At 55.4% G+C, this 13,541-nt stretch carries 16 protein-coding genes and 1 riboswitch; of the genes, 4 read left to right on the forward strand and 12 right to left on the reverse strand.

Going from position 1 to position 13,541, the window contains the following annotated elements; translation table 11 throughout:
• Positions 1-58: 58 nt before the first annotated feature.
• A complete protein-coding gene (locus tag ABID47_RS19480) occupies positions 59-721 on the reverse strand; it encodes a histidine phosphatase family protein (protein WP_354499210.1) in 663 nt (220 codons plus the stop codon).
• A 249-nt stretch (positions 722-970) separates the two neighbouring features.
• Between ABID47_RS19480 and nfsA the strand changes: the two genes are divergently transcribed.
• Positions 971-1,714, forward strand: a complete 744-nt coding sequence (gene nfsA, locus ABID47_RS19485; protein ID WP_354499212.1) for an oxygen-insensitive NADPH nitroreductase — start codon at positions 971-973, stop codon at positions 1,712-1,714.
• Positions 1,715-1,971: 257 nt separating this feature from the next.
• On the forward strand, positions 1,972-2,787 hold the full coding sequence (locus ABID47_RS19490; RefSeq protein WP_354499214.1) for a hypothetical protein: 816 nt from the start codon (positions 1,972-1,974) through the stop codon (positions 2,785-2,787).
• A gap of 103 nt (positions 2,788-2,890) precedes the next feature.
• Here the strand turns inward: ABID47_RS19490 and ABID47_RS19495 are convergent, their stop codons facing one another.
• Together ABID47_RS19495 and ABID47_RS19500 are read right to left on the reverse strand one after the other, a co-directional pair.
• Positions 2,891-3,340 carry a nuclear transport factor 2 family protein gene (locus tag ABID47_RS19495; RefSeq protein WP_192716035.1) on the reverse strand — a complete coding sequence of 150 codons (450 nt, stop codon included), beginning with the start codon at positions 3,338-3,340 and terminating at the stop codon, positions 2,891-2,893.
• A gap of 53 nt (positions 3,341-3,393) precedes the next feature.
• Positions 3,394-4,086, reverse strand: a complete 693-nt coding sequence (locus ABID47_RS19500) for a VOC family protein (protein ID WP_354499216.1) — start codon at positions 4,084-4,086, stop codon at positions 3,394-3,396.
• Positions 4,087-4,132: 46 nt separating this feature from the next.
• Between ABID47_RS19500 and ABID47_RS19505 the strand changes: the two genes are divergently transcribed.
• Positions 4,133-4,648, forward strand: coding sequence for an SRPBCC family protein (locus ABID47_RS19505; RefSeq protein ID WP_354499218.1), 516 nt, complete (start codon positions 4,133-4,135; stop codon positions 4,646-4,648).
• 78 nt (positions 4,649-4,726) lie between these two features.
• Here ABID47_RS19505 and ABID47_RS19510 read toward each other — a convergent pair whose 3' ends face one another.
• From ABID47_RS19510 to ABID47_RS19550, 9 genes are all read right to left on the reverse strand, one after another.
• Complete coding sequence (locus ABID47_RS19510) at positions 4,727-5,581, reverse strand: TatD family hydrolase (protein WP_435530651.1); 855 nt, start codon at positions 5,579-5,581, stop codon at positions 4,727-4,729.
• 41 nt (positions 5,582-5,622) lie between these two features.
• The gene (locus ABID47_RS19515; protein ID WP_354499222.1) at positions 5,623-6,435 is read right to left on the reverse strand and encodes an ABC transporter ATP-binding protein; all 813 of its coding nucleotides are present in this window, start codon (positions 6,433-6,435) and stop codon (positions 5,623-5,625) included.
• Positions 6,436-6,465: 30 nt separating this feature from the next.
• Positions 6,466-7,224, reverse strand: a complete 759-nt coding sequence (locus tag ABID47_RS19520) for an ABC transporter permease (RefSeq protein WP_076172705.1) — start codon at positions 7,222-7,224, stop codon at positions 6,466-6,468.
• A complete protein-coding gene (locus ABID47_RS19525) occupies positions 7,221-7,514 on the reverse strand; it encodes a thiamine-binding protein (protein ID WP_076172706.1) in 294 nt (97 codons plus the stop codon). Before ABID47_RS19525 ends, ABID47_RS19520 begins: the two co-directional genes overlap by 4 nt.
• Positions 7,515-7,568: 54 nt before the next feature.
• Positions 7,569-8,621 carry an ABC transporter substrate-binding protein gene (locus tag ABID47_RS19530; RefSeq protein WP_354499225.1) on the reverse strand — a complete coding sequence of 351 codons (1,053 nt, stop codon included), beginning with the start codon at positions 8,619-8,621 and terminating at the stop codon, positions 7,569-7,571.
• A gap of 218 nt (positions 8,622-8,839) precedes the next feature.
• Positions 8,840-8,952, reverse strand: a riboswitch (TPP riboswitch).
• A gap of 74 nt (positions 8,953-9,026) precedes the next feature.
• Positions 9,027-9,413 carry a VOC family protein gene (locus ABID47_RS19535; protein ID WP_089549216.1) on the reverse strand — a complete coding sequence of 129 codons (387 nt, stop codon included), beginning with the start codon at positions 9,411-9,413 and terminating at the stop codon, positions 9,027-9,029.
• A gap of 531 nt (positions 9,414-9,944) precedes the next feature.
• Positions 9,945-10,547, reverse strand: a complete 603-nt coding sequence (locus ABID47_RS19540; RefSeq protein WP_354499227.1) for a CGNR zinc finger domain-containing protein — start codon at positions 10,545-10,547, stop codon at positions 9,945-9,947.
• A gap of 13 nt (positions 10,548-10,560) precedes the next feature.
• Complete coding sequence (locus tag ABID47_RS19545; RefSeq protein ID WP_354499229.1) at positions 10,561-11,301, reverse strand: MBL fold metallo-hydrolase; 741 nt, start codon at positions 11,299-11,301, stop codon at positions 10,561-10,563.
• A gap of 151 nt (positions 11,302-11,452) precedes the next feature.
• Positions 11,453-12,760 (reverse strand): MFS transporter, encoded by a 1,308-nt coding sequence (locus tag ABID47_RS19550; RefSeq protein WP_354499712.1) that lies wholly within the window; start codon positions 12,758-12,760, stop codon positions 11,453-11,455.
• 95 nt (positions 12,761-12,855) lie between these two features.
• Here ABID47_RS19550 and ABID47_RS19555 point away from each other — a divergent pair, with 95 nt between their 5' ends.
• On the forward strand, positions 12,856-13,314 hold the full coding sequence (locus ABID47_RS19555) for a pyridoxamine 5'-phosphate oxidase family protein (RefSeq protein WP_240913336.1): 459 nt from the start codon (positions 12,856-12,858) through the stop codon (positions 13,312-13,314).
• The last annotated feature ends 227 nt before the right edge of the window (positions 13,315-13,541 follow it).

A 13,541-nucleotide genomic window follows, 5' to 3' on the forward strand; every position in this document is an offset into this window, starting at 1 on the left:
CATCCGAGCCCTGGCAGGGACTTTGCCACAATCCCCTGCCGGGGTTTTGTGCTGCCGCTTACTTCTGAAGATGCTGGATGGAGGCGAACCCGGCCAGAACGAACCCGCCGTGCCCGCCGGACAGGACGGTCGTGATCGAGCACTCCGGCACCAGCTCGCTCTGCCTGGAGACGAAGGAGGGGTGCCAGCGGTTCAGCTCGCTCTCGGGAAAGGTATTGAGCAGAAAATCCGTGATCAGTCCGCCGTGGGTGACCAAGGCGAGATGTTGGCCCGGATGCTGCAAAGCCTGCTCCGACAGCAGCGATGACAGCCGGTCGCCGGCCTGCCGCGCGGAGTCGCCGACGGGTGGGACGTAATCCCGGTCGTTCGTGCATCGTTCCCACATGCGCACAAACGCTTCGAAGGTTTGGCCGGGAAGGTCGCCCCAGTTGGCGCGCTCCCTGAGGCGCACATCGGTGTGCACGGGAAGGCCGGACGCTTCAGCGATATATCCGGCCGTGTCCGCCGCCCGCCGGAGCGGGCTGGACACAATCGCGGCCAGGGGCAGCCGGCCTAAATGCCGGGCGGTCTGACGGGCTTCCAGTACTCCCTCGGGGGATAGCGGGACATCGCCTATGGCGCGGACCTTGGTGCCGTGCCGGACGAGATAAAAGGTGGTGCTGGTGGCAATCGGATTCATGAAGGGACCTCCTTGGCATAGAGCGTTAGTGTTGCGTTTCAATCGTTAACGTGATTAACAAACAATATTTGATTTAACGTAAGTGAAATTAGATAATCATCTAAATGAATTCTAATGGATTTCTATGAAAAATAGAAACAGGGGAAGCCACAGCGCATCCATTTTTTGAAAGGACGAGGATTGGTTTATAATAAAAGGGTCCATGTTTGCCTGTATTCACGCGATTGCAGGTGCGATACAAGTCATGAGGCGGCTAGACAATAACCACTCGCGTTAGGAGATGTATGACTGATGAACGAGGTTATATCCTTAATAAAAAACCACCGCTCCATCCGCAAGTTCAAGAATGAACCGGTCACGGAGGAGCAGCTGAACGAGATCATTTCTGCGGCACAGTGCGCTTCCACTTCCAGCAATGTTCAGGCATACAGCGTTATCGCGGCCACGGACCCGGCCCTAAAGAAGCAGCTGGCTGAATTAGCCGGCAATCAGGCCTATATCGAGGAATGCCCGGTGTTTCTGATCTGGTGCGCGGATTTGCACCGTTTGGATCAGGTCACCGCCGGGCACATGGCCGGCCGGGAGTCGTACGTGGATTCGACGGAGAACTTTATCGTGGCCACGGTCGATGCGGCCTTGGCGGCACAGACGGCGGCGGTCGCCGCGGAATCGCTCGGGCTTGGCATCGTCTATATCGGCGGCGTCCGTAACCGGATCGCCGAATTGTCCGAGCTGCTGAACCTGCCGGAGCTTGTCTACCCGGTATTCGGCATGTGCCTGGGTGTGCCGGATCAGGAGCCGGGCATTCGTCCGCGTCTGCCGGTGGAGGCGGTTCTGCACCGCAACGGTTACAACGAGGAGCGGATTCAGGAGCCGGTGCAGGCATATGACCAAACGATGCAGCGCTACCTGTCCGAGCGTACCGGCGGCAAGCGGGATACGCCATGGTCGCAGATTATGGCCGATCGTTTGGCCGAGCCAATCCGGCTGCATATGCGGGAGTTTTTGAGCGGCAAAGGCTTTATGAAAAAATAAACCGGCAGCCGCCGTAACTCGATTATGATAAAAAAGAGGCTTGCGTTTAAATTGCGCAGGTCTCTTTTTTATTGTGTCTGTTGTGCCAATTTTCCTTTTCCTGGGTAAATAACTTAGGAATGGTGACAAAACCTTCATCCAAAAGTAACGGAGCCGCCCTTTTATAGACAAGCAGGGGTCTCTATAATGCTTATAATCGCTTATCCCAGATTGAAAGATATAGAAATGATCATTTTATGGAAAAGGAGCAGCCATACATGCGGACAAGATTCAAATTGGTACTGCCGGGATGCTGTATGCTTCTGGCTTTGGCGGGTTGCACGGAACCGGGCGGCTTGAATGACGGCCTTGGAAGGACTCCAGCTCCCATCAGCGCCGGCGAGGAGGCAGGAAAGCCTGGTCATGCGGAGAACGGGCATTCATCAGGTGGGGCAGCTGGAACAGCGGAGCAGGGTGCGCAGGGGAGTAACGCCTCTTTTGCCGATCAGATGAAGGCTCTGACGAACACGGGGACTGTGAAAAGCTTGAGCTATTCCCGGCTCACCCAAAAATACGTATACATTAAATCGACGGCCAGCAACAGCTTTGAGGTCTATTTCGGAGACGATCAGGCGAAAACAGAAAAGCTCGTCATCAAGCATACATACAGCGCCAAGGAGTCAAGCGTATCCCTAAGCCCTACAGGGCCTTACTTTATCGTCAACCGGGTAACGAGCCGCAATCCCGAGCGATATAAGTCGGAACTTTACTATACCGGAGATTTGAAGCCTTACGCTGTGCTGAACACCTTCGGCGAGCCCAGATGGGACGAGGATGGCAGGCTCATTCGGTCTACGGAGTATTTCGATAAGCATTCGAATACGTACCAAAGCCAGATCAGCGTAGATTCCTTGAAAGCCGTGCCGGAACCGGACGAGGTGTTCGCTCAGACTGTCACCGTGGTGAAGGGTACCGAAACGTCCAGGAAGACCGGCGTTATCTTCAACGTGACCAAGGTGGACAAAAACATGATCTATTATCAGGAACTGAATCTGGATACCAAGCGGATTGAAAACAAGCAGAAGCTGTATTAAGACGAGGCATCACCTTCAACCCTTGATAAGCCAATCCGCCCCGAATGGATACTTGCACTTTAAAAGCTGGCGCCCCGCTGCGGGGCGCCGGGAACATCGATTTCTACTCATGTGATTCGATTTGCGCCGAGCCCGAAAGCGGTGTGGTGTCGAGGTATCTGACCTCGTAGACGCGCTCGGCGAATTTCCAGCCGTCCTCTGTGCGCTGGTAGCGGTCATGGTACACGGCGTAGTTCAGTCCGCTCCTGCCGTCTTGCAGGCGGGCGAGCTCAGAGATGTAGGCACGGCCGGCCGCGGCATCGCCATCGATCTGGATCGTGCCCGGGTGTGTGGTTTGCACGAAAAAATCCCACTGGCTTTGCAGCCGCTTGCTTCCGTCGCGAATCTGCTCCCGGCCGGTGAGTTCAACGCCCGCACCCGGAATCCGCCACACGCCATCCTCCGTGAACAATGACGCTAGACGGTCGGGGTCGCGCATCATCACCGAGTCGGTGAACTCGCCGCGCAGCGCTTCGATCTCGAAGCGATCAACAATACTCTGAATGCTGCTCATTGCTTTTATCCTCCTCTGTGTTTACAGTACACTTTTTTCTCCGACTTCAGCCTTTATACTGGGATCGAAGGTGCACCTTCGGCAAATTCGCCCGCGTAGGAACGTTCGTGTAACTCCGTGAGTGTTGCTCCCTCCTGCCAAGCTTTCAAAAAGGTGTCCGGATTCACCATGACTCCAAGTGCTTCGATGGGATTGGAACATTGCTGAAGCGCGCGCATGGCTTCCAGACCCTTGAGCAAGTCAGGTCCGTAGTTGTCGACTTGGAGTTCCAGGGCATTGTTGTCAGGATCGCGGTAATAGAATGACGTATTTGGACCATGGTTCATCGCCATGTACGGCAGCAGCCCCTTGTGTTTCAGACGTTGGTACGTCCGCATGAGATCGTCAATGCTGTAGATGAATGCTACATGATGCATGCCCGCGCTTGCGGGTACCTGCTCGATACATGCGGGATCATGAAAGAGGACCAGGCGATGGTGAGCCAGATCGAAGGTGTAAAAACCACCGATACCCTCCACTTCCAGGGACGGTGTGACCCCGAGGAAGGTGCGATAGAACGCCCGCATCTCCAGAAACCTTGCCGTTTTAAACCCAATGTGATGCAGCTGCATAGGCGGAATCCCTGCCTCATCAAGGCGGTCTACCTCATGTTGTGGAGTGTCCATCATCTGTTCAGTCATATAGAAGATCAGCTCCCATTCATTTTTTATGCGATTTGCATGCCGCCGGCTGACAAACAAATCCATTTGCGCTATCATGTGACTATAAAGTCACTTATGATACCCTCATCATATGTTACCAAAAAGTAACGTGTCAAGCGAAACAAAACATTTTTTTGAACTGGAGCGTGAAATGAAAATGGAAAACAACCCCCGTCATGTAAGTCGGATCGCGATTAAGGCAACCCCCGAACAGGTTTGGCAAGCGATTACGGATCCGGCCAAGACGTCAAAATTTTGGCACCATTGCGCCATCCGTTCCGATTGGCAAATCGAGTCCCCATTCGAATTATGGAACGGGGAAGAGAAGAGGGCGGAAGGAATCATTCTCGACATCGACCCTCCGAGTAAACTCGTGATGAGTTGGCGGTATGTTGCGTTTCCGGGGGCGAAACACGAGCCCCCGATACGCATTACGTGGGAGATCGGTTCACATGAAGAGCTTATGGGCGTAACCCTCGTCACCGTTGTGCATGATGGACTGGACCAAGCCGCTGAAACCGCAAAAATTGTTGAAAGGGGATTTCCGATTGTGCTTTCAGGCTTAAAGACGCTGCTTGAAACCGGAGAGGCGCTCGTTGGCGGATAACACCCGAAGATAGGTGAAATTGAATTTGGAGAGGGAAAAGAAAAAGGCCTGTCCGTAGCGGGCAGACCCTTTTTTGATTTAGCGCGGAAGGCCGTAAAAACGGCAGGCATTGGCATGCAGCAGCGCCCTGGCTTCCGGCAGGGGGACGCCACGGATGCTGCTCCATACGCGGGCCACCTCCGCGGTCATGCGGGGATGGGTTATCTGACCGGTGAACGGCCCTTCGAACGGCCAAGGCCCGTCGGTCTCGGTCATCACCTGGGAGGCAGGATACCGGCGTGCGAGCTCCTGGATCTCCGCCTCATAGGCGATATCCGGCGTGAACGAGACGTAATATCCGCTATCCGCCATGCGCCGCACGGTGTCCGCCGATCCTTTGAACCAGTGGAAATGGGCGCGGGAGACGCCGTGCTTTTCAAGCAGATCGCAGGCGATATCCGCATCCTCGTACACGGCATGCAGCACGATCGGCTTGTCATGGTCCCGGGCAAAACGTACGAAGCGCTCAAGCAGCGCCTCGTACGGTCCGTTATCCCAAGGAAGCCCGGCTTCGGCGGCCTCCAGCCGCGAGTAGTACGGCAGGCCGACTTCGCCGACGGCGACCATGTCATCCGCATGCTCCGCCATCCAGCCGAAGAGCGCGTCGATCTCGCGGTCAGCAGGGAGCGGCTGCTCGGGATGGAAGCCGAAGGCGGGATAGACCTGCCCGGGCCAAGTCTGGGCAAGCCTCAGATTGGCCTGGCTCGATGCCAAATCCATGGACACGCCGATGACAGCTTCGACGCCGGCATCTTTCAGACTCCCTAGCAGCGCCTGTGTCTCGTGCTTCTTATAAGTATCGAGATGAATATGGGCATCGATCAAGGGCGCGAGCGGCGACCGGTTCGCCTCCGCCGGCGATGCGGATGCCGCCGCTGCCCGGTCGAGGACCATCTCTTGGCCGTTTGCGGGGCTTACTTCGCTGTGGTTGCCGCTCATTGGCGTGAACCTCCTTGCTGTGCAGCCTGCATTTTTCGCTGCTCCTCGCGCATCCATTCGCTCAGCTGACGCTTCAGCTTCAGAAACTCGGGAGCTTCCGTCATTTCCTCGCGCCGCGGGCGCGGAAACGGCACGTCGATGGCGTGCAGCACTGCGGCCGGCCGGCTCGAGAAGACGTAAATGCGGCTCGAGAGCAGCAGCGCCTCCTCGATGTTGTGCGTAATGAAGAGAACCGAGCGGCGGTTCTCTTCCCAAATGTCGAGCAGCCAGCGCTGCATGTCGCTGCGGGTCAGCGCATCGAGCGCGCTGAACGGCTCGTCCAGGCACATCAGCTCCTGCGGGCTGAGCAGCGCGCGGAGAAAGGCCGCCCGCTGCTGCATGCCGCCCGACAGCGTATGCGGATGCGCCTTCTCAAAGCCGGCCAGGCCGACTTTGGCGAGCCAGCGCCGCGCGTTCTCACGGGCCTCCCGGCTGACGGGGCCGTGCACCTCCTGGGCCAGCAGCACATTGTCCTCGATCGTTCGCCAAGGGAACAGGGCGGGCTGCTGCGGCATGTAGCTGATATGCCCCTGCTGCCCGGTCACCTCGGCGCCGTTCATCTGGACGGTGCCGGCATCCGGGCGGGTCAGCCCGCCGATCACGTGCAGCAGCGTGCTCTTGCCGCTTCCCGACGGTCCGATGATGGACACGAATTCGCCTTGGCCCACGGTCAGCGAGATGTCGCTGAGTACCGGCAGCGTCCGGCGCTTCTCTTTGAAGCTTTTGCTGACGGAGACGATCTCCAGCGCGGGCGTGGTTTCTTTATTCATCACGGTATTTCTCCTTTCCGGCCAAGCCCGCTAGCCCTGCTTCGGCTTCCAGCGGACGAACCATTTTTCGAGCAGCGCAATCAGCCCGAACATCAGCAGGCTCAGCACGACGATGATCATGATCGCGACGAACATGCGGTCGGTACGGTAGCCCGATTTTTGCAGCATCATATAATAGCCGATGCCCTTGTCGGCCCCCAGCCACTCGGCGATAATCGCACCCATGACACTGTAGGTGGCGGCGATTTTAATGCCGGAGAAGATGGAAGGGAGTGCGTGGGGCAGCTCCAGCTTGGCGAAAATTTGGCCCTTGCCCGCCCCGATCATGCGCATGTAGTTCATCATGACGGGATCGGTCTGCTTCAAGCCGCCCAAAGCGGCGACCGCCACCGGGAAAAAGCAGACGAGCGTGATGACGATCAGCTTGGGCAGGAGGCCGAAGCCGAACCAGATCATCAGCAGGGGGGCGAGGGCGATAGTCGGGATATTTTGGCTTAGAATGAGCAGCGGATACAGCGCCTGTTTTAAAAACGGAATCAAATGCAGAATCAGTGCGATGACCAGCCCGATGGCGGTTCCGATGGCGAAGCCGAACACGGTCAGCTTCAGCGTGGCCCATACATGCTCCCACAAGCCGCCGGAAGCGGCCGCGGCTTCCCGGGCGATGTCGCTCGGCGCAGGCAAAATCCATTGTTCAATATGGAACAGGGAGGTCAGCAGCTGCCACACGAGCAAAAAGAAGATGACCGCCACGAGGGGCGGCCATACGTTTTTCCACCAGCTTCTCATGGACGGTACTTCTCCGTCAGCTTGTCCATGCTGATTCCGCCGGGATTATGGGCGATTTTGACCTGGGAGATGATACTCGGGCTGCCTGCGGCCACCAGAGCTTCGTGCATTTTGCGTACGACGTCCAACAGCTCCTCCAGCTCGCCCTCCATCGTCGTTTCCAGCGGGTGCACCTCATGTTTCACGCCGGACTGCTGAATGACCTCAATGGCACGGTCGACGTAGGCGTAAGAGTCTTCGTTGCCCGGCGTCTTCGGGATCACCTGAATGCTTAACAGCGTATTGGCCATGCGAATCAACTTCCTCTCTTGATAAGATTACGTGTATTTTAGGTTAGATGTGGCTTACTGTTCCGGCAAAAAGTCGTTCGTGTACGCGCTCTTCACGTCCAGCGGCTTGTCCAGCAGCTTGTGCTCGTACATCCAATCGGAATAGCCCTTCCAGATTTGTTCCTTCTGCTCGCCCCAGCGGGCTGCGTCGTCCTGATATTTAGGACTTAACCATTTCTGGCTTTCGATCACCAGCTGCTTATCGAGGTCCGGCACGTCCTTCAGCAGCAGGTTGGCAGCTTCTTCCGGCTTGTCGATCGCGTACTGGTAACCTTTGGCGGTCGCGCGCATAAACGCTTTGACCAGCTCAGGGTCGTCCTTGATCTGCTTTTCGTTCGTTACGAGAACCGGCGTGTAGTAGTCCAGCTTCTCGGAATAATCTTTGACATACAGCATGTCCAGCGGCTCGCCGCGCAGCTTCGCCTCGATTCCGGTCCAGCCGTAGAAGATCCAGGCGAAGTCGATGTCCCGCTTCACGGCGGTAAAATAATCGGCGTCGCCCATGTTGACGATTTTTACCTTCTTCACGTCCGCCTTGTCGATCTCCATGATGGAGCCCATGACGGCTTCCTCCACAGGGGAGCCCCAGCCGCCGTAGGTTTTGCCTTCGAAATCCTTCGGCGTCTTGATGCCCCGGTCCACCGGTGCGGCAAAGCCCGACGTATTGTGCTGGATGACCGCGGCAATCGAGACGAGCGGCACGCCCTGCGTGCGGGCCTGGGTCACACTCTCCTGATAGCTAACGCCGAAAGGTGCTTTGCCGGAAGCGACCATGGCGTCCGCGCCGGTGGAGCCCGGCTGCACGATCTCGACGTTCAAGCCTTCGTTTTTATAGTAACCCAAGTCTTTGGCGACGTAGAGTCCGGTATGGTTCGTGTTGGGCGTCCAGTCGAGGACAACTTTGACGTCCTTCAGCGGCTTCGCTGCAGTGTCGTCCTGGCCTGCCGTGCTGTCGGAAGCGGATGTGCCTTCTCCGCTGCCCGTATTGTTTTGGCTGCCGCCGCATCCGGCAAGCGCCAGTACGAGCATGCAGACCAGCAGCAGCAAGCCGATCGATTTGTTCTTCATGGCTTTCTCTCTCCTTTGATGTCCGGCCGTTCTTATTCTCTCTGTGGAAGCAACGACCGGTGATCCCCTCTCCCTGTTATATTTAGAATCGTAAGCCGATCTGAGTGACTGAATCATAGAAAGCATTCGCAAGGCGTAATCCCGTTTTTCACTAGTATGAATGAAAAAAGCGCCCCGTAAACGGGACGCTTCATATGCGCAAGATTAGCACGGCTTGTATGCCGTGACAAACGGTTTCCTACGCTGGCATTACCCAGATCAGGTTAAAAGGGTCAGTATCTTGAAGGGATACAATCTCAGCCGGCCAATTCCAGCACCCCGGATTCTATAAGGTTTTCGGGTTGTTTTCCTCCCATATTATAGTCCATCCCCATGGGGGTGTCCAGACATCCGCCCGATTCCAGATTATCTCTGGAAAAATTCGATCCATTCTTTTTCCGGACCATAGATAAAGAAGTATTGGTATCCGTTGGGCAGGGTTACGATTTCCTGATCGATCAGCTCCACGCCGTCGAGCGCCTGAATCCGCTCAAATTCCTTCTGAATATCGTCGACATGGATCGCAAAATGGTGCACCGTGCCTTCGGCCGGCAGGTCGTAGCTGTAGCCTTGAATGAGCTCGATTTCCGTCTCGTTGCTGCCCCCGAAGCCGAGAAACGCCAGCTGGAACACGCCGTTGGTGTGCGTCAGCCTGCCCTTCAGCTCCAGGCCCACGATCTCGGTATAAAATCGGATGGTTGACTCCAAATCCCGTACGACGATGCCGACATGATCCAAACGTTTATTAGCCATATGTATGAGCTCCTTTTCATAGTACTTATAAGTAATGGGTTTGCCCTAAATTAAGGCCATTATAGCATTTAAATCCGAGTTGTAAGGCAACTTTATGCAAACATCATTGTTTATAAATTATAGGCTGTTTGGTGGCATCGTTAGGTATTGAATAGTCAGGAACGGGGGGAGAGGGCCCTGAAAAAAATAATTGCAGCATGGCTTTTCATATGTATGTTGACAGCATGTACCGGGCCATCATCCAGTGGAGGGGACATAACGATACTCGATAAGCAGCTCATTGGCTCGACATATTGGATTGTCGCCGAGAAAACCCATAGTAAAGAAGAAGGAGCATTTAAAATTAAAGTCGATAATGAAAACACATGGAACTTGTTAGAGGTCGGAAGAACGTACTTATCGACATACTCCTACAAGTCGTTGGACAAAGGAGCTAAACTGGAGAGTGTCCGCCATATAAATCAAGGGCAGTGAAACGCAACAGGTTCATTTGACTAAAGCCAGGGAAGTCTGTCAGACTACCCTGGCTTTTTAGTTCTCGCGCTTCTGCTTCTTCTTCGCATAAAATTCGGCCGCCTTATGGCGGTTGCCGCAAGTGTCCATGCTGCACCAGCGCCGCTTGCCGCTCTTGGAGGTGTCCACAAAGTGCAGGATGCAGTCGTCATGCTCGCAGATCCGGATGCGGTCCGAAGATACGCTTGCCAGCGTCTCGAACAGGGAGCGGACGATGGGGTACAGCACGTCTTGGACGGCGGTTTGCCCGTAGGTGATGAGAAGGGGGGTGCCCTGCGCATCCCGCTCAGCCCGAAGCGCCACGTCTAACCGCGAAGCTTCCGCCTCCATGGCGGCGAATGCCTCATCCGACAAGGTACCACCATGGTCCAGGTCTTCTAGAACGAGCCGGCACACGCCGCGAAGACGGAGCAGTTCGGGCAGCAGGTCTTCCCGCGTCACAGCTGAAGCTGCCCCTGCGGTATTGTTCAAGCCGTGCAATTCATTATCGTGGAGCCATTCGTCTAAATAACCTGGCTCCTCCAGCATATCCGTGACCCGGTGCTCCCGCATGCGCACCGTATTGGCGAGATTGATCCACAGGGCGCCCCCCAGCACGTTGCGGGAAGGGGATTTATCCATGATGCGTCATCCTTTATAGAGTAATCGTTTTCTTTGTGTTCAGGAATGCTATGTCCATTGTATCACCAACTGCAGCCCGCAGGCGATTTTGCCAATCGGGAGTCTGCAGGTATACAGGCGGATGGTGGATGGCGGTATGGTGGATCGGCACCAGCCGTTTGGCCCCGAGAACGCGTGCGGCCGCGGCCGCTTGTTCCGGAAGCAGCGTAATCGGCATGCCGCTGGGCGGCTGACGATCAGGACGTTCCAGAACGGCACCGTTCACCGGCAGGCATACCGCATCGAATGGGCCGTGGGCCGCGGCAATCTTCCACCAGTAGCCGTGCCACAGCGTATCTCCGCAGTGGAGCAGGCGGTGCTCGCCGTCGCTCAGCGCCCAGGCGATCTGCACGTCTCCGACCCCGTCGACGGAGTACGTGGCGGCTGCGCTCAGCGCACCGATTTGGAAGGCATCGCCGACGGAAGCACCGATTACGCGGTTCAGGCCGCTATTTTCGGCAAGGAGGACGCTCTCCTGCGGGAGGTACACGGGAATGTCAGCCCCGAAGGCATCGATGATGGCCTGGGGATCAAAGTGATCCGCATGCTCATGGGTAATCAGCACCGCATCTGCCGGGCCGTATTCGTTAAGCGGGAAGAGCGGTTCGTGAGACTGGGCGTATCTTTCCGGAAAATGATAAAGCGGGTCAATGACCACCGATGTGTCTCCTGCCGTCACTCGAATGCCTGCCCAGGGAAGCTTTTGAAGTTCCATGTCATCCATCTCCTTTGTATAACCTCTAAAATTTGTATTACAAGTTATAATTGGAGTATAACCGTATTTTTATAACCTGTAAATATATTTTTAGGGGTTATACAAAAATAAAAAAAAGCGGTCCGGCTGGCCCGCTTTTAATTTGAATGGCTTATTTTCCTGCACCTGATGGCCCCTGCAGTCCGCTCTGGTGAACCAGCTTCCGCCGCTGCAGCTGGAAAGCCGCAAAGCTGAGCACGACCATGCCGGCGGTGAACACCGCGAGCATCCAAGCCGACTGGTTCACTTCCAGATGGTCCAGGCTCCAGCCCATGATAAGCGGAAGGATGGCTCCGCCGACGCCGCCGGAGGCGATTAAAATGCTAGGTGTCGATTCTTCGCTGCCCTGCAGCAGCTTGCTCGCAAATACGAGCGCAATCGAAAAGATCCCCGACATGAACAGCCCGAGCAGCAGGATGATCGCGAAAGCCGACCATACCTGGCCCATCAGCGGGAACACGATCAGCAGCACCAGGGTGATGAGGCAGCTGAACAGCACGTAGACCCGGTAATGAATCTTTTCGGCGACGACGCCGGCAAAGATCCGGCCGACGGACATCGCGATCCAGAAGCAGGTGACGCTGAGCGCCGCGGCGGCTTCCTTCATGCCCATTTTCTCAATCAGGATGGCGGGCATAAAATTGGCCAGGCTCATCTCGGTGCCGACGTACAGAAAGAAGAATACGATAAAGAGGACGAGAATGCCGAAGGCTCCGCCTCGATAAGGGAAGCGTTTGGCCGAGGCATGCTCTTGACCGGATACGGAAGCGGCAGGCCCTTTGGCGCTCAGCACGGCATCGATTTCACCGAAGGAGGCCTTCGACCAGAACAGCAGCGTGACGAGTGCGATCAGCGAAATGACGAGGAACGAAAACCTCCACCATCCTTCCGTAATGAATCCGCTTGCGATCAGCGGCATGACCATGGCCCCGACCCCGAAAAAGACCTCCAGGCGGCTCATCGCCACAGCGGTTTTATCAGTAATCGCCGCAATAATAATGGTGCCGATCACCGCTTCAATCATGCCAAAACCAAAGCCTGCGCACACGGCAATGGCGTACAGCCATTCCCAAGGCGGCAGCAGGGTATAGACCAGCTCGGCGGCCGTAAGCAGGCCGATGGCGATCAGCAGCCCGCCCCTTTTACCAAAACGGCGGTTCAGCCACGGGGATACGAGCACACCGGCCAGAAAACCGGCGAACTGGGTGAAGATCAGCGTCCCGCCTTCGCTGTATTCGCGGTGATAATGCTCCAGCAGCACGGGAAGGACTGATCCCAGCACGACATGCGCCAGGCCGATCAGAAAATAGGATAGACATCCTATCCAAATGAGTCGTTTCATGAGGAACTCCTTTACAGTATTAAATTCTTGGTGCGGACAAGCCGGATGACGGCCGGTATCTCCATCATAACAAGGTATTCAGGGCACGTCATGCCTATTCTTGGATAAAAGCTGACGTGTTCCAAGGTTCATCCTATACCGGACAGGGTACACTATGGGTACGGGCTGTGCCCATGAACAACACGAAGCAGAAAGGAGCGGATCATCTAGAGATGGAAGCGAAAATCATCCTGGAACAAAATCTGGCCAAAATACTGGATCACAACCAGTTTTGCTCATTTGCCACAGTGGAAGGCAACCGGCCGAAGCAGCGGTATATGGCTTTATATAATCAGGGCCTCAGCATCCATCTGGTCACCGACCGCAAGACGCATAAAGTCGAGGAACTGGAGGAAAACCCTCACGTTTCCCTGCTGCTGGGCTATGAAATCGGGGGATCGCGGGAGGTTGTGGAGATTGAAGGAACCTGCAAAGTAACGGCTGAGGACTCCCTGCGTAAGCAGATCTGGAAGGAAGAATTCAAGAAGCGGTTTACCGGTCCCGATGATCCGGATTACGTCCTGCTTGAAATTACGCCCGTCCGTGTAGAATATACGGGAAAAGACGGGGAAAAGCACGAATGGATCGAGTAGATTTACTGTGTCCATAAGCAATTGGAACCATTTTCATAGATCCGTGATACGCCCTGATGCTCGAGACCTTGTTCTCGGGCATTATTTTTTGGGAATTGGATGTATTTGTCTTTATTTCATAGGTTACATCGATATAAACTACTCTTGTAGACAGAACTTAATTTAACAATGGTTAGTTAAATAAAGGGGTTAAATTTGTTCTGCCCACCGTACTCGATGTACATCTA

Origin of the sequence: Paenibacillus favisporus, assembly GCF_040545415.1 — a bacterium.
Taxonomy (GTDB): Bacteria; Bacillota; Bacilli; order Paenibacillales; family Paenibacillaceae; genus Paenibacillus_AQ; species Paenibacillus_AQ favisporus.